This is a genomic window from Duodenibacillus massiliensis (assembly GCF_928721995.1).
Lineage (GTDB): Bacteria > Pseudomonadota > Gammaproteobacteria > Burkholderiales > Burkholderiaceae_F > Duodenibacillus > Duodenibacillus massiliensis.
This window is the reverse complement of sequence record NZ_OV788642.1, coordinates 1,702,654-1,721,570: the sequence shown is the minus strand read 5'-3', so window position 1 is coordinate 1,721,570 and position 18,917 is coordinate 1,702,654. Positions and strand designations below refer to the sequence as shown.

At 53.0% G+C, this 18,917-nt stretch carries 12 protein-coding genes; 3 read left to right on the top strand and 9 right to left on the bottom strand.

The annotated features are described in order from the left end of the window. Nucleotides 1-3: 3 nt before the first annotated feature. From NXF97_RS07935 to NXF97_RS07895, 9 genes are all read right to left on the bottom strand, one after another. Nucleotides 4-2,529 (bottom strand): hypothetical protein, encoded by a 2,526-nt coding sequence (locus tag NXF97_RS07935; protein ID WP_274955658.1) that lies wholly within the window; start codon nt 2,527-2,529, stop codon nt 4-6. After that, nucleotides 2,522-2,782, bottom strand: a complete 261-nt coding sequence (locus tag NXF97_RS07930) for a helix-turn-helix transcriptional regulator (RefSeq protein ID WP_274955657.1) — start codon at nt 2,780-2,782, stop codon at nt 2,522-2,524. Before NXF97_RS07930 ends, NXF97_RS07935 begins: the two co-directional genes overlap by 8 nt. Nucleotides 2,783-2,878: 96 nt before the next feature. Beyond that, nucleotides 2,879-3,646 carry a hypothetical protein gene (locus tag NXF97_RS07925; protein WP_274955656.1) on the bottom strand — a complete coding sequence of 256 codons (768 nt, stop codon included), beginning with the start codon at nt 3,644-3,646 and terminating at the stop codon, nt 2,879-2,881. Beyond that, complete coding sequence (locus tag NXF97_RS07920; protein ID WP_274955655.1) at nt 3,630-4,844, bottom strand: hypothetical protein; 1,215 nt, start codon at nt 4,842-4,844, stop codon at nt 3,630-3,632. The genes NXF97_RS07925 and NXF97_RS07920 overlap by 17 nt, the downstream gene beginning before the upstream one ends. Before the next feature lie 13 nt (nt 4,845-4,857). Next, nucleotides 4,858-6,009, bottom strand: a complete 1,152-nt coding sequence (locus NXF97_RS07915) for a restriction endonuclease subunit S (RefSeq protein ID WP_274955654.1) — start codon at nt 6,007-6,009, stop codon at nt 4,858-4,860. Beyond that, nucleotides 5,999-7,585: an N-6 DNA methylase gene (locus tag NXF97_RS07910; RefSeq protein WP_274955653.1), complete on the bottom strand. Its 1,587-nt coding sequence runs from the start codon at nt 7,583-7,585 to the stop codon at nt 5,999-6,001. The genes NXF97_RS07915 and NXF97_RS07910 overlap by 11 nt, the downstream gene beginning before the upstream one ends. 18 nt (nt 7,586-7,603) lie before the next feature. Beyond that, nucleotides 7,604-10,834, bottom strand: a complete 3,231-nt coding sequence (locus NXF97_RS07905; RefSeq protein ID WP_274955652.1) for a type I restriction endonuclease subunit R — start codon at nt 10,832-10,834, stop codon at nt 7,604-7,606. Between the two features lie 1,220 nt (nt 10,835-12,054). Further along, nucleotides 12,055-12,561, bottom strand: coding sequence for a methylated-DNA--[protein]-cysteine S-methyltransferase (locus tag NXF97_RS07900; protein WP_274955651.1), 507 nt, complete (start codon nt 12,559-12,561; stop codon nt 12,055-12,057). A gap of 30 nt (nt 12,562-12,591) precedes the next feature. Beyond that, nucleotides 12,592-13,065: an MFS transporter gene (locus NXF97_RS07895; RefSeq protein ID WP_274955650.1), complete on the bottom strand. Its 474-nt coding sequence runs from the start codon at nt 13,063-13,065 to the stop codon at nt 12,592-12,594. 71 nt (nt 13,066-13,136) lie between these two features. On the opposite strand from NXF97_RS07895, the gene NXF97_RS07890 reads away from it, so the two are divergent. Genes NXF97_RS07890 through NXF97_RS07880 form a run of 3 tightly spaced genes read left to right on the top strand, consistent with a single transcriptional unit; the run spans nt 13,137 to nt 18,883 of the window. Continuing rightward, complete coding sequence (locus NXF97_RS07890) at nt 13,137-13,898, top strand: AraC family transcriptional regulator (protein ID WP_274955649.1); 762 nt, start codon at nt 13,137-13,139, stop codon at nt 13,896-13,898. 37 nt (nt 13,899-13,935) lie between these two features. Next, a complete protein-coding gene (gene sbcD / locus NXF97_RS07885) occupies nt 13,936-15,177 on the top strand; it encodes an exonuclease subunit SbcD (protein ID WP_274955648.1) in 1,242 nt (413 codons plus the stop codon). Then, complete coding sequence (locus NXF97_RS07880) at nt 15,167-18,883, top strand: AAA family ATPase (RefSeq protein WP_274955647.1); 3,717 nt, start codon at nt 15,167-15,169, stop codon at nt 18,881-18,883. Before sbcD ends, NXF97_RS07880 begins: the two co-directional genes overlap by 11 nt. Nucleotides 18,884-18,917 lie beyond the last annotated feature (34 nt).

Genomic DNA, 18,917 nt, shown 5'->3' with positions numbered 1-18,917 from the left:
TCTTCAAGGCTTTGTGGACGGCGATGGTTGCACCTCTAAGCGATACACAATCTGCTTGCCCGACGAAGGCAACTTAATGAGTTTGAGACCGTTTGCCGTCCAGCCATTTTTTCTTCTGAACCACCATCCGAGACGACGCCGATCCAACAAACCTGCTGCACTCAGGCCCGCTTCTTCGAATGCATCGAAAATGTCGTCATCGAAACCGGAGTACCGTGCTTTTGTCGCGACATCCTTGACACAGAATGCATCTGACTTGAAAATTCGGCTCAGCACCTCAAATATCCGTGCTGTTTGTTCGCGTTCTGGGTCATTCACCATCAACTCAAACAACCGTGTTGCCGGGTCACTTCGCCCCAGCCATAGAAGTGGCAAACGACACCACTCCCCCCATTGCATAAAGGAATTGAGAGTCTTCACTCTGTCCGGTCGCGGCCTGCCTGCATACAGCCATGCCGAGATCACTGTGAGGGCGCACGAAACAAAATGGGCACGCTTCGCTCTTAAATCCTCTATGAGATTCGGATGCTGAAATTCACGTTCAGCAGGATTTATCTCTGCAGGGTTAAGGCAGATCGTCAGCACCCGCCGCGTCATGTCCTCAACGGGACCGACATTGTTGCCACTTGATAGAAGCAGCGTCCGCGTGCTCGCCTCCGCCGTGCGACTCACCCCGAGAATTCGGGCGTTGAATGTCGGCTCCGTAATTGTCATGCAGAGACTTTTGAAGGCGTAAATATCCGTTGTTAGATTGTCGAAAATGATGGCCGCAGGCGACGAAAGCAATTGAGAGTGAAGGAACTTTCGACACTCCTCATCGTCCTTTGGAAAGCTTGATGCGGCTACCTCATCAACCGTCGCGAACGCCGCGACCAGCGCCGTCAGATACGACTTTCCTGAACCCGGTAAGTGCGCCTGCACATGGATCATCGGAGCCAACTTGAGCTGCGGGCGGACAACTGCCGTCAAAATAGCCGAGAGAGCCGCACTCTTGTCACAGTCGTCTTCAAAAGGAAATTCCTCTAGCAGTGCTTCAAGTTCATACAGCGCCTTGAATGCATCTTCCTTTGTCGGTCTATCCGGCACCTCGTATGCGTGCTCATCAAAATCAGCGTAGAGCTTGCTAGCTGCGTTGTAGCCCGACGTTTTTGACACTCTGCCGAGCTCATCAATCATGGGCTGCCTTGCGATTCCAATGATTTCAGGCAACGCCTGGTGCCGCCCGCTCTCAAGAATGGCTGACAAGTACTTAGACGAAGGATCGCAGGGAACGACCTTTTTTGACCTCCCGTCATAATGCTGCCACCGCGTCAGTACCGATAAATCCACAAGCAGACTGTTGGCATTGACTTCCTGAAGCTGTAAGTTACCTGTAATCGTCGATCGCTCAAGTCGAACGATGCGCCCGCTGCGTTGAAAGTAAAGCCCTGTACGAGCAAGCTCTGTCTCAGCAGCGACAACGATGCGATTGACTTCCCCCGGCGCAGTCGTAATACGCGCCTTCATGAGAGCCGCCTCATGCTCAATGCCCAAGTAATCCAACAACTCTGAAATGCCGCGCCCAATGCAATGCCCGTGCAGACACTTGAAGGAACCATGCGGGTGATTCTCATCCGGTGCCCAATAAACCGCGCCGCTATCGACCTGATCCGTGTGCTCGTTGACCCACGGACAAGCCAGCTCGTATTTGCCGGGCGCAACTTCGCGCTTCAAAAGGCCTCGCTCGCTCAATGCTTGAAGCACGATGTTCGTCGTCGGTGCAGGCGTATAGACCGCATTTCCTTCCGCAACGGACTGGCAAACGTTGCTGAGCAAAGTAACAGTTTGTTGTTTGACACATGCCGCACTGACAAAACCGATCTGCAGCCCTTCGCGCAGCTCATCAATGGTGTAGCGGCGCTTTGGCTCCCACAATCTCAAACGGCAGTGGAATTCAGGTTGGTACTTCCCGTTGCAACCAATCGGCAGGCGCATCAGACGCGCACAAGGGCCACCCGCGCCGGGATCGCTTAGCCCCGAAGCAATGACTGCTTTCGAGAGGTCTTCGGCTTCACCGCAATCAAATATCGGCTCGCGGAGAAAGTAACCCACCTGAAAATTGCCCTCGGAGGTCTCAAGCACATATGTTGGTGGCAGCGTAACGCGGCTGAAAGGAATCTGAGCTTTCTGCTTTCCCCCAACAACGACTGGTGTCACATCGTCAAGCGCCACGACGAATTGAGCGGCAAAAGACTTCTTGCGCCGATGGTAGGTACCTTCTAAATCCGGCATGAATGCCGAGAGGGCGAAGTAGTTGTTCGCATGGTCGGATTCGGGTGCATCGTTGCCCGTGAAAGGTCGGGCTACCCAGCGAGCATCGCGGGAAGGATTGCCAACGAAAGACACAGTAACAGGGCAACAATTTCCGCAATGAGCGGCAGAAATGGCAAAAGCTTCATGAAGAAATTCGGCATTTGAAACCTCAAGGCGTTCGTTTGAAAGAAGTCCCATCGACAGGACATACCCCTTCTGGTTCTGCGTCTCACTCATCGGCGTCGTCCTCCATTCGAGAACGAGCCTCGACGAGCGAGATCACGAGCGCTTTGATTTCTTCATTCGTCTTGCCGAGAATACGTGCCTTATTGACGGCAACGATCTCAGAGACGAGCCAAGCCGAGGCGCGGTCTCCAACCTTGATCGGCGGTGGTAGCAAGCCCTTGGCGATATAAGCGTAGAAGGTCGAGCGAGCGAGCGCTGTATGATCCTGCGCCTCGCGAGCTCGGAAAAAGAGTTTTTGAGTCATCATGGAATCCTCATGGATCGATTAAGATGACTCAACTATCCGTCAGCTATAGTCTGGCTTGTCAATATAGCCGATCAAATTATTTAATCTTTTGATTTATAAAGATTTTATCTGCCATTCAGCTATACCCAACGCCTGCAGAACATCCGAATTATTCTTCGCAGCAAGAACTAGTCGTTTGACTTCGGAAAAACTGCAGTTCAGTTTCGGTGCCATCAGTTTGTAGCGAGCTTCCACTCCCGCCTCCTGCTGTTTGAGCCCCATAAAAAGCCGCAATATCCGGCAGTATTTTTCGACGGTTGTTTCGGATTTCCCCTTTTGAGCGGGCAACAGGTTTTCTACTCGCGATTTGATGAATGCAAATGTCGATCCCGTCCAGCGAAAACAATCTGCAAGAACTGCGGTTCGATCTGCTATTTGCACACAGACAGGCGCTCCCGGCGTTAAAAGCAATTCATAGCCATTTAAGTAGCAAATTCTGATTTGTCCGTCTTTGAGTCCGTTCAAAAATTCAAGCCCGAACGACTTCGCTATTGTGGCGGCAACGGCAAAAAAATCCACACGAGACTGCCGCACGTCTTCTGACTCAATCGGAATGCGGGCAATGTCTTCCCGGTCGCTGCAAAGTGCGTACAAGTTCCCGTTCTTTTCTTCAACGGCGACTGAGCAGCGAAAGCAGCCGAGCTCAGGGCATTCTGTAAATACTGCGCAGGGAGCCGTTTTCAAAAATCCGAGTTTTCTCAGCGCCTCTGCCTTTTTGACTCCATGCATCCGAATCCGCTTATCCGGATATCCCGACGGTCTTTGCAAGTCGGCCTCATTGCCCCATAGCGCTGTCAACAGAGCATCAGGCCCGGTCGTCATCGACAGTCCCTTGAGGCTGCTGCGAAGGCTTTTCCAGCCCGTTGGCAACTAAAAATGCATGAATGTCTTCGTCTGCCTCACCAAAATCTAAATTTTGCATGCCCCTTTCGGAGAGTCGGATATTTTTCCTGATTTCGCTGCCGTAGCGCAGCTTGATTTTCATCTGCAAGGTCACTGACCGCAGCTCAATCATATTTTGCAGTGCTGTGCCGAAAAGCCTATTAAGCTGGTCGTAAATAGCCTGTGTCGAGCTTTCTTGCGAGTTATTCGGTGCCGTCAAATTGATAGCAACGACTTTCCCAAGTCGACAGTCTCTGAGCTGCATTCCGACAACGGCGCAGGATTTAACTGCCTCCCAAGGCGCACACACAAAGTCCGGTTGGCATTTCAGCAACCAGCCGAGGCAATACGCTGGGGCTTGCTTTTCTTTGGGTAGTTCGGGCAGTCCGAGGATGCACTGACAGAACGCCTCGTGAAATATGTCTCCCACACGCCCGAAACCCTGCGTACTGACGTCAAGCGTACCTTTGAGTGCGTTGTAGGCAAAAACAAGCGTTCGGGAGGGCAGTCGCGGCCGACCTGTGAATTCTCCCCGTACAAATTCATCCGACGTCTCGTTGTAGTCCGAAATCTGAGCAAGAATCAGTCGCTTTTCGCCTCGCTGTCCCACGTCTTTGATTTCGCAATAGCGCCCTCGCATTTGCCTGCTCAGAATACCTCGAATCGCCTCGGACAGGCTAAGAAATGCCGACGATGAAGTGTCAACTTCGTGGTTGCCGATTCCTGTTCGCAGTCTCCATCCGCTTCTAGCGATAGAGTCAATGACGTAGAGACTGCAGGCATACTCAAAAATTTCCTTTTTGGTAAGCCACGCCTGCAAAAGGCACGCATGAATGTTTTTCAGATTCAGACACTCTTCTCGGAATGCGTCGAAGGCTGATTCCGAGAGCAATTCTTTAGCCGCATCCTGCATTGCTGCTTGCGCTTTCTCTCCCCGGAACTCATTCGTTTGTTGGAAAAGCGTCAGCAATTCCGCTTCAAGTTCATTCCCGTGCGCGACGCGTTCCCATTCCTGCCTCCATTCCTCTGACCTCAACGCCTTGAGATCGACTTTTTCAATCTCAAAGCGCTCAAAAACACTCTGCAGCAAATTGTCTGGAATCTTGGAACAGAACAAATTAAATTGAAATACGGCCATATGTCATCTACCTTTATCGACAATGCGAAGCTCGCTGAATCATGGCAGGGCAGACCTGTGTCAGCTGTAGCCTTGCCTCAGCCGCTATCTTTCTTGCTTCTTCTGCGCAATGGTAGAGCGCAACAATCGCCCTCTGCACCTCGATCGGCGGCAGCGGGATCTTCACTCGGCACATGTCCTCCCAGTTGAAATTCTCTCTCGCGCTTCCCCACGAATTAAATCGAGCATGTCGATCTGTTTCTGGCCGTTGAAAATACAACTGAAGAAATTCTGGTAATAAGCGTTTGTCATCCTTAACTTTAAAAGTAATATAGATCGGAGAAACGACTATCGGCTCTTCAAAGCTCGAAAGACAAACCGCTAAACAACGCCAAGTATCTGTTGTAGGAACATATGCGAACTGACGAGGCTGAACGATTTTGTAGTTATGTAATTTTGTTCGATCAACACGGGAGTTAGGTTCACGAAAGCGTTTTGTAGTAGAGATTCCTCGCACATCTTTGATACTCCCGTCCGTATTTCGAGTATTTGTTTCTTGAAGGCATGCCCCCAAAGCAACCATCGGCCATTTCTCTCTGCACTCAGCCACGCACGCCTGCGCTGTTGCTTCGAGCGAGTTCAAAAGTGCCTCGTTCTCCTCAATAAGCGCTGTCAAGCCTTTGTATGCGTCAACGTACTCTCGTTGCACCTCGATGGGCGGCAGCGGGATCTTCACTCGGCACATGTCCTCCCAGTTGAAGAACTCTGTTGCGCTACCCCAAGAGTTACTGCGAACGTATCTATCGAACTCATCGCGCAAGAAATAGAGATAAAGAAAATACGGCGATAGTTCTTTATCTTTCTCGGGTTTTACACGAAAGGCTACGTAATCCTCTGTGAGGATAAATGCGCGATCGCTCATATTGAACCCAAGCCCCAATCGCTCACCGTTTCGGGTTGTCCGACGGTTAAATACGAACTCAAAAGGTTCAATCACAAGGAACTTTTTCAGCGAGCGTCCTTCAATATTTGCTCGAGTCTCCATGAAGCCTTTTGTGTTTGATACCCCTCGTACATCCTCTGCTCCATACGCTCCTGCAGAGTTTGCTCTTTCAACGCGAACGATGTATTCACCTAGAGTAACTTTTGGTGCGTTTCCTATCAAGTTCAACAGCTCAGAATTCATAACCGAGCTCCTTGAAAGCGTGCTTGAGCGCCTCTTGATTGGCCGTTTGCCGCTTGAGAAGATTGGCAACTACTGAAGCGGTATCACTCATGATTCGTTCATAGTCAATGTCTTTGTCGCGGTCCACGAACTCGATGTAGCGACTCGGTACAAGGGAAAAATCGTTATCTTCAATCTCCTTGAGCGAAACCGAGCGATAGAGTTCTGGCGCGGCGTATGCGGTGCTATCCGTACCTTCGCTCTGCCATGTGTGGTAGATCTCAGCAACTCGCTTAATTTGTTCCGGCAAGAATTGCACGTATTTTTTCTCGTAAATGTTCTGATTCCACGTACGCAAGTCAACGAACAGAATTTCCCCTTTACGATTGCGCAGTTGCCGCTTGTGATAAAGCCCGCCCTTTTTGTTCTGATTCAAAATCCAAAGTGTCACGCTGATGTCGGTTGAATAGAACATCTCGCGTGGCAAAACGATGATGGCTTCAACTTTGTCGTTCTCAATGAGTTTGCGACGAATGTCATAGGTGTCCGAATCCCCAAGGGCGCCATTTGCCAAAAGGAAACCAGCGACGCCGTTCACAACATTGAGCTTGGAGAGCATGTGGAGAATCCATGCGTAGTTCGCATTGCTCACCGGCGGCACTCCGTATCCTGCCCAGCGCACGTCCGTCAAAAGTTCATTTTCGCTTCGCCATTTCTTCAAATTGAAGGGCGGATTTGCCATGATGTAGGACGCTTTGAGGGTCTTATGCAAATCGTTCGTGAAAGTCGAAGCTGCCGTACTTCCGAGGTTGTAAGAGATGCCGCGCACAGCCAAATTCATCTTGGCAAGTCGATAGGTTTCCGGTTGACTTTCTTGCCCGTAGACCTGCACGGCTTTCGTATTGCCGCCATGTGCCTCAACGAACTTTGACGCCTGCACAAACATGCCGCCCGACCCGCAGCAAGGGTCATAAATCGTGCCATCGTATGGCTCAATCAATTCGCAGATGAGCTCAACAATGCTGTGCGGCGTATAGAACTCGCCTTCCTCCTTGTCGGCATTGATGGAGAATGCCTGCAGAAAATATTCATAGACGCGTCCGATCAGATCTTTCTCGTGGAAACGGTCTTCACTGATCTTGTTGATTTCATCAATGAGCGCTTTAAGCGTCTTCCCTTCAATACGAGAATCCGTAAAAAGCTTCATCGGGAGCGCACCTCGAAGACTCTCAATTGACGAATCGAGATTCGAAACCATCAAATCGATCGTAAACGGCAACTTGGCGCTGTCGGACGAAAGAAGCTCCTCCCAACGGCACTCTTCCGGCAAATAGAAAACCCCATCGCATTGATATGAAGACGGTTCTTCAATGAAAAGCTCGACAGGGAGATTCTGTGCCGACATTTCTGAGCGAATCTTCTCGCGCTGCCGATAGAACTTCTCACCGACGAATTTCAGAAAGACGAGCGTAAGAATCATGTCACGCCGCGTCGCCATGCTCGCCTTGCCGCGGAGAATATCGCGGCAATTCCATAAAACATCCTCAAGCTTGAGCTCTGCGGGCTTCTTGTTTTTTGAACCCTTCGTTCGTGCCATTTCTTATCCTGTTCTTGATCAATTGTTGTGGGTCTTGAAGTTGCGAACTTGCTCCATGACCTTATTGAAAACTTCTTTGTTCCATGTGGGCGGATAGCCCTCCCGGAAAAGCAGAATTGTGAGTTCCTTCTGAAGATTTGCCTTCAAGTTGTCGTTGTTAAGCCAATCGGCATAAACAGATGAGTTATCAATAAGCGCCTTGATCTTGCGGGATAGCCCGAGACACTTCTCGTCCGAATACTCAAATCCGTGTGCTTCACGCTGATCTACAAGAATGTCGTAAAAGGCCTTTTCTTCAAAGGTGATACCAAGCCGCTTGAACTCTTCGCGATCTTTTCGGAGGCGCCGGAAGAGGTCCAACACTTCCCCCGTTAGCTCATTGAGCTTCTGATTCACCACTTTCTGAATGGCCTTCACCGTCTGAGACGCCACCTCGTTCGTAAATATCAACTTGTCGCGCGTGTTGTACTCGTCGATAACCTTCTGCAAGCGCTCATCAAAGCGCTGCGCTTTAAGCTGGTTGGTTTTGCCGTACTCACGAATTGCCTTCTTGAGCGACTTGACGAGCAACTGAAACTTCGTATGCGGAAGCTTCACCTTCTCAATTTCTTCCGTGAACTTTTCAGAGAAAAGCTCTTCCTCGCCTTCGGCATTGAGCACCGTCTCGATGCCCGTACATTGCAGCGCCTCGGATACCATATTCTCGACAACACGATTCATGGTTTCGACACTGTGCCGTGTATTCGTCGTCTTGCCGTTAATTTCCTGAACAGCCATGAAGAATTGCGCCCAAGTCGTTTCTTCTTTACTGAGACGGCCGGCAGGCTGCAAGATGCCGTACGCGGATTTGAGCCGTCTAACGTGCCCTTTGAAAATCGTTGAAAAGCTCGTTTTAGGGTCATCGGGCAACGGGAGTTGCGAAAGCACGAACTCCGCCGCGCGCTGCAGAGCCAAAAGACGAGGCAATGGGCCGCCCGTAAAGAAGTCCGACGCGTCGAAGTCCTTTGTTAACTCCTTGAGGATTTGTAATTCGTTCGCAAAAACCATGTATGTGACTTCGGTATCGGGCGGCGGCTCTTCATCACCCCCGTACTTCTTCAAAGCTTCCTGCATGTTCTTGCGAATACCGATGTAATCGACAATGAGCCCGTATTCCTTTCCCGGATACTTTCTGTTGACGCGCGAAATCGTCTGAATGAGCGTGTGGCGCTGCAGAGGCTTGTCGTTATAAAGGACTGCCAAACACGGAACGTCAAAGCCCGTGATCCACATATCGACAACAATGGCGATACGGAAATTGGACTGCGGCTTCTTAAACTCGCGGTCAAGCATCTGACGATGCGACTTGTCCCCCAGTAGCTCGAACATGTCCTTTGGATCATTGCTACCGCGTGTCGCCACCATGTTCACCATTGGGAGACTTTGATAGCTTTCGAGCTCCGCTTGCTTTTCAGGCGTATCGAAGATCGATTCATCCGCGACTCGCTTCGGCTTAAACCATTCAGGGCGAATGGCTTTGAGCTTCTCGTGAAGGCGGTAAGCAATCGGGCGCGTTGACGACACAATCATTGCCTTCGAAACCGTCCCGACATGCTCAGCCACATAGCTTTCGTAGTGCACAACGATGTCCGCAGCCATGCGCTCCAATCGATCGTCATCCCCCAAGATCACTTCGAGCTTGCTCATCGCACGTCGACTGCGGTCAACCTTCTCTGCATCCGCGCCTTCTTCTTCGCATTGCGCGTAATAGGCCTCAATCTCCTGCGCCTTTTCAGTGTCCAGCACAATCCGAGCTAGCCGTGCCTCATATTTGAGCGGCACCGTAATACCGTCGGCAACAGCCTGCTTCATCGTGTACTTGTCAACAACGGGACCGAAGACATGCACGGTCTCTTCAATGGGTGTTCCGGTGAAACCGACGAATGTCGCGTTCGGAAGCGCATCATGTAGGTACTGAGCAAAACCGAACTTCACGAATGCTCCGGCCTTGCCGTCTTCACTGCCGTCTTTGATTTGGAGCTTTTCTCCGAGATTGAGCTGAGTACGGTGCGCCTCATCGCTAAAACAGATAATGTTGCCTCGCTCGGAAAGGAGCCCCGTCGTCTCGCAGAATTTCTGAACCGTCGTAACGAATATGCCGCCCGACTGTCGAGCAAGAAGCTCCGTTTTCAAGTCTTCTCGGCTATCAAAAGAACGAATGGAATCGTCGCCGAGAAAATCTGTTGAAGACTCAAAAAGCTTGCCCGACTGCGTTTCCAAATCTTCTCTGTCGACGATGATGAGAATCGTCGGCGAGAGCACCGTACGCTTGATAATGCGCCGAGCGAGGAAAAGCATGGTGAAGGTTTTGCCGCAGCCAGTGGCGCCGAAATAGATTCCGCCCTTTCCGTCGCCGCCGTGCTCACGTAGGTGCCCAAGAATGCTGTCGTAGAGCTTTTTCACTGCAAAGAACTGCGGATATCGACAGACAATCTCTGTCTCACGCTGTTGCCCTTCCTGAACGTCGGGAAAATACACAAAGTCCCTAACGATCTCAAGAAAACGCTCAGGCGCAAAGGCACCCTTGACAAGCGTTTGCATCTCGCCGAGCCCAGCTGCTGCGTCCTCCTCGTTCTCGACTTTTTTCCACGCGTAGTAATGCTCGAAAGGCGCATAGGTTGTGCCGAGTCTTGTAGAGCCTCCGTCACTAATAGCTGACAACACGCAAAACTTCATGAGCGACGGAATATCGCGCTTGTAGCGGATATGAATTTGTTCCCACGCATCAAAGATAGACACCTGTCGCTGGGCAGGATTCTTAAGCTCAATGATGCAAAGTGGAATTCCGTTCACGAAAAGCAAAATGTCAGGACGCCTTTCGACCCCAAGTTCTCGAATCGTGAGCTGGTTGACTGCACGGAAGATATTCGCATGCGGATTCTCAAAATCGATGTAATCCACATGTTGATTCGGCAAGGAGAGATCATCACGCGAAAAAACAAAGCCGTTCACACAAAGCGAAGCCGTCGCACGAAGCGCTAAATAGTCCGTGGCGGCACCCGAATTACTCAGATTAAAGATAATCCGCTCCAATTCTTCGGGGGTGAAATCCGGAAATCGTTGCTGAAGGTATGAACGTAGATCGTCAAGAATTAAGGCATCGGAATATTTGCGATACAGCTCATCGCCTCCGGATTGCGTCCATCCCAAAGACACAAGCAAATCCAGCATGGCAGCCTCATATTCGGATTCGCAGTAACCGACTTCCATGAATACTCCTCAACACTACTCTCCGTCCGAGCGTAATAGAGTAGGGGGTTTTTGTGGTTTTTCACTTCGGAAATTATAAAATTGTGTTAGCGCAAAAAGGGATATGGACAGTTATGACTTGAGGATCATCTCAGCTCTTGAGATCCTTTGCCTTCAAAAATCAAAATCGCCGCCCTGAAAACCATCAGAAGCACGATCAACATCAATGCCTCGGGTTCCTTCTGCAGCCCTGATCCTCCCTCGAAGCACAGTGTCTCCTTCACGATTAAGAAACTGGCGCAAGAAGCTTTTTTAGTAATTGGCAGGGCGGGGAAGAAAACAATAATCCCTGTTCGCCGACTTCTTTACAAGCGTGAAGCGCTTCGCCGCGTTTCGCCATACGCAACGCAGTCAGGAAAGAAGTCAGGAGAGCTTTGGCTCACCGAAAAGGAGAAATCTGCCGTTTTGTCACTCCTTTTTTGAACTACGACAGAACGCTGACAAGTGCGGGGTTTTTAGTGTTTTTGAGGTTTTTAACACCAGGGACAAAAAATTTGTCACTAAGATAAGATATGCGCATGGCGCGAAGCTCTGCGCAGAGATGAACCAGAGGCAGCGGCTAGGTGAAATTCTTATGATGGATAAGATGATGGATAAATATTTTATAACCCGAAATATCACCTGATTTTACGCGGAACTTTTGTTCCCGCCACCACCAGGAATACGTCCCGGGTTGTCCATGACAACTCGGGTTTTTTATTTCCTTTCAAAGATTTATCCCTGAAATTCGTCCATGGTCGTCCACCTCCACCAACCTCAATACCGATGGGGCACCACCCTCCCAAAATTTACTTGCAGACATTTGCACCTGCGGCGTTTTCCCAACCGCTCCACCTCCGCCAGCCTCAATACCGATGGGGCACCACCCTCCCAAAATTTGCTTGCAGACATTTGCACCTGCGCCATTTCCTCTGCCGTTCCACCTCCGCCAACCTCAATACCGATAGGGCACCGCCCTCCCAAAATTTGCTTGCAGACATTTGCACCTGCGGCGTTTTCCCCGCCGCTTCACCTCAACCAACCTCAATACCGGCGGGGTACCGCCACCCTCAAATTTGCTTGCAGACATTTGCATGTGGTCATCGTTAGCTCTCCAAGAATTCTGAACACCGTACAATGAGGACTTCGAAAATTTCTTCGGTTAACTCCAAAAACAACAGGAGCACTCATAACTTTTGATGTTAATGGACTCCTGATTCCAAACCCAAAAGAAACTTCTTTGCCTCAAAACCTCCGCCGTAGCCCGTGAGGCTGCCGTCAGCACCCACAATCCTGTGGCAGGGAACGATGATGGAAAACGGGTTTTCGCCGACCGCAACGCCCACGGCCCGCACGGCCTTTGGGCGCCCTATGCGGCGCGCAAGTTCCCCGTAACTCACCGTCTCGCCGTACCCGATCTTCTGAAGCGCCTGCCAGACACTTTTCTGAAAGTCGGTTCCGGCAAAGGCCAGCGGCAGGTCAAACGTTCGGCGTTTACCTTCAAAGTACTCAGCGAGTTCCTTTTGAGCCTCCTCAATCACAGGGCTTGTCCCTTCAACGAAAGGCCCCTTAAAGTACCGCTCAAGGCGCTTTTGCACGCTCGCACAGTGCCATCCGCCCCGCCAGTCACTCATCACAAGGTTTCCCTCGCAGGAGCCGATTAAAAGCACGCCGCAGGGCACCTGAAATTCTTTGACATAAACAGTCATTACCGGCTCCTTTGCATCTGCACTGCTGCATCATGCCCGGCTTCTTTGGGTAAAAACAGTGCAACAGCGCCCAAAAGCGGCGGCCGCAATACCGCCCAAACCGAAACTTAAACCGAAGAAAAGTCCCGAAACCATTCCGGTTTTACCGGGCTTTAAATCGAGCGCACAGACAAGTATGGCCGAAAAGGCGGAGGAAATCTCAACAGCGGCCGCAATGACCAGAAACACGGTTGCCGCAAAATCCGCCCAGGGAAGCATCAGTGCAAAAGACGCCGCACCGAAAATCGACCAAAAAATGACGTTACGCCGTCCGAAGCGGTCGATGAGAAAACCGCCTGCCACAGTCCCGAACGCACCTGCCGCAAGAAAACCAAAGAGCACATACTGCGAAACATCCACTGACACCGAGAACCGGGCGCGCTCAGCGAGCTTTTGCGCAAGCGCGAGATAGCGCTCCCGGCCGCCTGGAACAAATTCCGCCTCAAACAGGACAACCACAGACATTAATGACTCCGCATCAGGATTTTGATGCGGTGAGCGTATGATCTCCTAACATAGATCAAACAGCATTTAACATGGATGAATCAACAAAAGAAGCAACAGAAGGATGGCGCTGGTTTTCCCGTGACTTCGTGCTCGGACAGGAGCGTCCTGAACACCGACACGCGGACGCACAGCTTCTTTACGCAATGAGGGGCGTGATGCTTGTAAAAAGCGGTACGGTGCGCCGCATCATCACGCCCAACCAGGCACTTTGGATTCCGGCGGGAACGCCGCACGCGATTCATTTTCTGTCGGAAACCGCGATGCGTACGCTCTACTTTGCAAAAGCGCCGGAGCGCATGCATGTGTTGCGTACCCTCTCCATTACGCCGCTCATCAGGGAGCTGATGGGAACACTGTTTCTTAAAAACCTCAGTACCAAAACCAACGGCCTCATGACGGCACTGATTCTTCAGCTTGTGCAGGAAGCACCGGTCACGCCGGCTGATCTTGCACTGCCGGCAGAAACCGGTCTGAGGCGCACGGCGGAAATGATTCTCTCCAAAGGCCTCTGGAACACACCCCTGGAGCAGTTTGCAGCCGCACTCAACATGACGCCCGTCACATTTTCGCGGCACTTTCAAACAGACACCGGCATGACATTTCGGGACTGGCGGCACCGCGCGCGGCTCACGCTGTCAATGGAACTGCTCGCGCAGGGACTCACGGTCAAACAGACGGCGCTGCGTCTCGGATTTTCGGACCCCTGCGTCTTTACGGCCGCGTTCAGGCGCCTTTTCGGAGCCACACCCACGGCACTCATGCGCAACCATACAAAGCCCGCGGCTACCTGAAATAATCCTCTCACAACTTTTGGGGCTTTTCTCTTTTATGCGGTTACTTCACTCCTCCGACTGGCATCTGGGCAGAACGCTTTGCGGCGAGCGGCGCGATGCGGCCTTTAAGGCCTTTCTTGACTGGCTGCTTGAGCTCATTGATGCCCGCGCAATCGACACGCTTCTGATCGCAGGCGACATCTTCGATTCGGCGATGCCCCCGATTTCAGCCCAGAACCAGTACTACGAATTCCTGGCGGCACTGCGCACCCGCACGGCCTGCCGCAACGTCATCATTGTTTCGGGTAACCATGATTCCGCGCTCTTTCTTGACGCGCCGGGCGCACTTTTAAACGCCTTAAATATCCGCGTGATCGGGCGTGCCGCGGAAAACCCCGAAGACTCGGTCGTTGCAGTGACTGACAGTAAAGGTGCAACCGAAGCCGTTGTCTGCGCCGTTCCATTTTTGCGTGAAAGCGATCTGCATACGCTCACGGATGCCGACACACTCGCCAACCGCACCGAGCGGATTACTGAAAGCGTCGCAGGTCACTACCGCAAAAGTACGGACGCTGCACTGCGCCTTTACCCGGCTCTCGAAGAGAGCCTCCCCCTTATCGTCACGGGGCATCTTTTTGCCCGCGGCGGCAAGACCGGCACGAGCGAACGGGAGCTCTATGTAGGAAGCCTCGGCGACGTCCCGGACAGCGTCTTTCCCCCTGAAGCCGACTATGTGGCGCTAGGCCACCTGCACCGGCCGCAGACCGTAGCCGGCAACCCCGCGCACCGTTACTGCGGGTCACCGATGGCACTTGACTTTTCCGAGGCCGCCGGCCGCCACTGTGTAAACCTTGTCACCTTTAACGGCAAAACGCCCGCCGTTGAAGAAATCGACGTTCCCGCCTTTGACCGGCTCGCGCACATTGAGGGCGACGAAGCCGCAATCTCTGAGGGGCTCGCAAAGCTCGCGCAGGAAAAAACGCCGGTCTTGGCTGAAGTCATTCACACGGGAGACACGCCGCTCACCGGCCTTGAAAAACTCTGCCGGGACGTGACCGAAAAGTCCTGCGTCAAAATCCTGCGTGTTTCTGACCGCGGCTACGTCCGGGCCGTACTTTCCGGTCAGGACACCGCCAAAAGCATTGCCGATCTCACGCCCGAAGAAATCTTTGAACTGCTTTTAAAGCAAAAGTCTGTGGCTGAAACCGAAAAAGAGGCGCTGCGCACGGCCTACCGCAGCATTTTGGAAACGCTCGCACAAAACGACGTTCCCGCCGGAGACAATCATGCGCATTGAAGTAATCCGCCTCACCAACCTCAATTCCCTTGCGGGCGCCTGGGAAATCGATCTCACCGATCCCGTGTACGGTGCCGAAGGCATTTTTGCGATTACCGGTCCCACTGGGGCGGGAAAGTCGACGATTCTCGATGCCGCAGCGCTTGCGCTTTACGGAAGAACACCGCGGCTTGACAAGGTCAATAAGTCCGAAAACGAGATCATGACCCGCGGCTGCGGCGTTGCCTCTGCGGAAGTGATCTTTTCCACGGGTTCGGGGCGCTACCGCGCCGAATGGCACCAAAACCGCGCGCACGGCAAACCCGAGGGGGCCCTTCAGGACTACACAAAGCGCCTCTCGCGGGAAACGGCGCCCGGCACCTGGGAAGTGCTCGCGGCCGAGAAAAAAGCGGTGGTTGACGCAAAGATCGTTGAACTCACCGGCATGGACTACGACCAGTTCACGCGTTGCGTGCTTTTGGCGCAGGGCGATTTTGCGGCGTTTTTAAAGGCCGACGCTGACGTGCGTGCCGCAACGCTTGAGCAACTGACCGGCACCGAAATCTACAGCCGGATTTCCATTGAAGTGCAGCAAAAGGCCGCGGCTCAAATGAAGGCTCTTGCCGACCTTGAGGAACGGCACAACGCCGTGGGGCTTCTGACCGATGAAACGCGCACTGAACTTGCCGCACAAAAAGAGGCCTGTGCCAAGGAAAGTGCTGCGGCCGACGTTGAGCGCAAGCGGCTTGAAGCTGTGATCGCCCGCTACGACGCGCTTCACAAAGCCGAAACTGAACTCACCGAAATCCACGTCCGGCAGGAAAAAGCACGGGCTGAGAACACGCTTTTAAACCCGGAACGCGAAAAACTCACAGCGCACCGCGCAGCCGCTCCTTTAACAGCCGATGCCCGCCGTGCCGCAGAAGCCCGTCAGTCCGTCAGGGACGCTGACACCCGCGCCAAGGCCGCTCAGGACGCGGCACGCACGGCGCAGACGCAGGCAGACAAAGCCCGCTCGGACCTCACCGCCGCGAAAGACCATGCGCTCAAGGCTCAGAGTGACTACGAAAGGCTCCTGGCCGTCATTCCGGAAGTGAGGACACTCGATCAGTCCGCGGTAAAACTCACAGCCGAAACGGAAGAACTCAGAAAGCGGGAAACGCTGCTCAAAAACGAAACGGAAACCATCACCCGGGAAATCCAGACACTGCAGGCAACGGTCACAAAGACACAGGCCGATCTTGCCGCAACCTCACGCTTTGTCAGGGAAAACACCGCGTTGGCAGGGCTCACGGAAGCGCTTCCCGGGCTATCGGCCGCACTGCAGTCCGTGATCACGGCAACCGCTGATCAGCAAAAAGCGGCGGCTGAAGCACAAGCCGCGAAGACAACTGCCGAAGAGGCAAACAAAGCCTATAAGGCCGTTCTTCCTCAGGCTGAAGAGGCTAAAAAGAAGAAAGAAGCACTCAAAAAAACAGGGCTTGAAACGCGGGAGCGGCTCACCAAGCTTCTTGACGGAAAAACAGAAGAGACCCTGCACTCTGAGGTGACCGCGGGCGAAAAAGTCCTCGGCAATTTAAAGCGCCTTCCGGAACTTCTCGCCGCCCACAGTGAAAGCCGGGAAACGCAGGCGCGTCTTCAGAAGGAAAAGGAGGAAAAAGCCCGACTTCTTGCTCAAACCCGCACGAGCGTCACGGCAACGGAAGAAGCACTTAAAGCCGTGGAGACGGCCGTCACGGCGCTTGAAGGGCAACTCGCCGCCCTGGACCTTGTGGCGCGGCTTAAGGTTGAGCGCACCAAACTCACCGAGGGTCACCCCTGTCCCCTGTGCGGTGCGACGCATCACCCCTGGGCGCACGAAAGTCCGGAAGCGGATACCGCGGGCATCTCGGTTCAGTTAAAGGACCAGAAAACCCGGGAAGCAAAACTCAAAACAACGCTGGACGAAAGCCGCCTGTCTTACGCGCGGCTTGAAGCACAGTGCACGGAACTTGATAAGCGCCTCGCAGAAGCTGACACCGCCGGCAACAAGTGCCTGACAGCCCTTACCGGACAATCAGCGCTCTGCGGGTTTTCCGAAGTGCCGTCAGCCGATACGGTAAACCGCCGGATTACGGAACTCATGGCGCAGCAGACCACCGGTCTTAAGCGTCTGGCCGACACCCGCTCGGTCTCCGCTGATCTCATGCGTCTGCGGGAAAGTTACGCAAAACTTGAGGAAAAGAACAACGCCCTCACCGCACGGGAAGCCTCCCTCAAAGCACAAAATGATGCTGCTCAAAAGACGCTTGCCGAAGCCCGCAAACGCGTCTCAGATTCGGACCTGACGCTCACGGCTGCCCTCAGCGCCTACCGGAAACTTACCGCACCCTACGCTGAAGACACGGTGTCGGCTCAAAACTCTGATGCGCTTTACAAACGCCTTAAAGACGCGTCACTGCGCTACGAAAAAGCCAAAAAAGATCAGACGGACCTGCAGGCGCACTGCGATAAGACCACGGCTGAAGAAAACGGCAAAAAGACGCTTTTAACCGCAAAATCACAGATGGCTGCGAGAGCTTCATCCGAACTCAAAACCCACACAGAAGAACTCACCCGGATTCAGTCCCGGCGCCGAGAGCTTTTCGGCGCGCAAAATCCCGACACCGCGGAAAAAACGGCCGTCACGGCGCGCGATGCGGCACAAAAAGCGCTCGTCGCCGCAGAGACTGCCGCAAAAACAGCTGACGCCGAAGTGACCCGCACGCAGACGGAACTCAATGCCTCTGTTGAGTTTCTTACCAAAGCTCAGAGTCTTCTCAGTCAGACGGAAGCGGCTTGGACAGCGCTTCTTGCTGAAAAAGGGTTTGAAAACGAAGCGGCCTGGGCTTCTCACCTCATGACCGACACAGCAGCGCAGGCGCTTGAAGTCAAGATTGCCGCTGCCGAACAGTCTGTCATCGAACTCACGGCGCTTTTGCGAGAGAAAACAGCAAAAACCCAGGAACTCAAAAACCAAACCATGCGGGATGACACAGAAGAGCGTGTGCGGCAGCAGGCTGCAGAGGCCGCCGCCCGCATCCGCGCCAACACCCTGCGCACCGGAGAACTCAGCCAGCAGCTCGCCGCGGACGATGAGCGGCGCAAAACCGCGGGGCAGATTGCCGAAGAGATACGGCGTCAGGAAGCTGTCTGCAAAACCTGGTCAACGCTTAATGCGCTCATCGGGTCGCATGACGGCAAACGCTACCGCGAGTTTGTGCAGGGCATTACCTTTGAGCGGCTGATCGCCAACGCCAATCAGTCGCTGTCTGAACTCACCGACCGCTACCTCTTGGTACGAAACCAGGTTCAGCCTCTCACGCTTGACGTGATCGACAACTGGCAGGCGGGTACCGTGCGCTCGGCCAAAAACCTTTCGGGCGGCGAATCCTTCATTGTCAGTCTCGCACTCGCGCTCGGCCTTTCGCGTATGACCGGAAGCTCAATCCGGGTGGATTCGCTCTTTTTGGACGAGGGCTTCGGCACGCTTGACGAAGACGCCCTCAACACGGCACTCGGAATGCTCTCGGGGCTTCGCAGTCAGGGAAAACTGATCGGCGTGATCTCTCACATCAGTCAGATCCGCGAGCGTATTCCGGTACGTATTGAAGTACGCCGCAAGGCGGGCGGCGTCAGCGAGCTCGCCGGTCCCGGCATCCGGCAGAAAGCGGCGGAAAAGACTGTTAAGAAGGAACAGGTAAGATGAAGAATTTATGAATAAATTATTCATATCCGTTCAT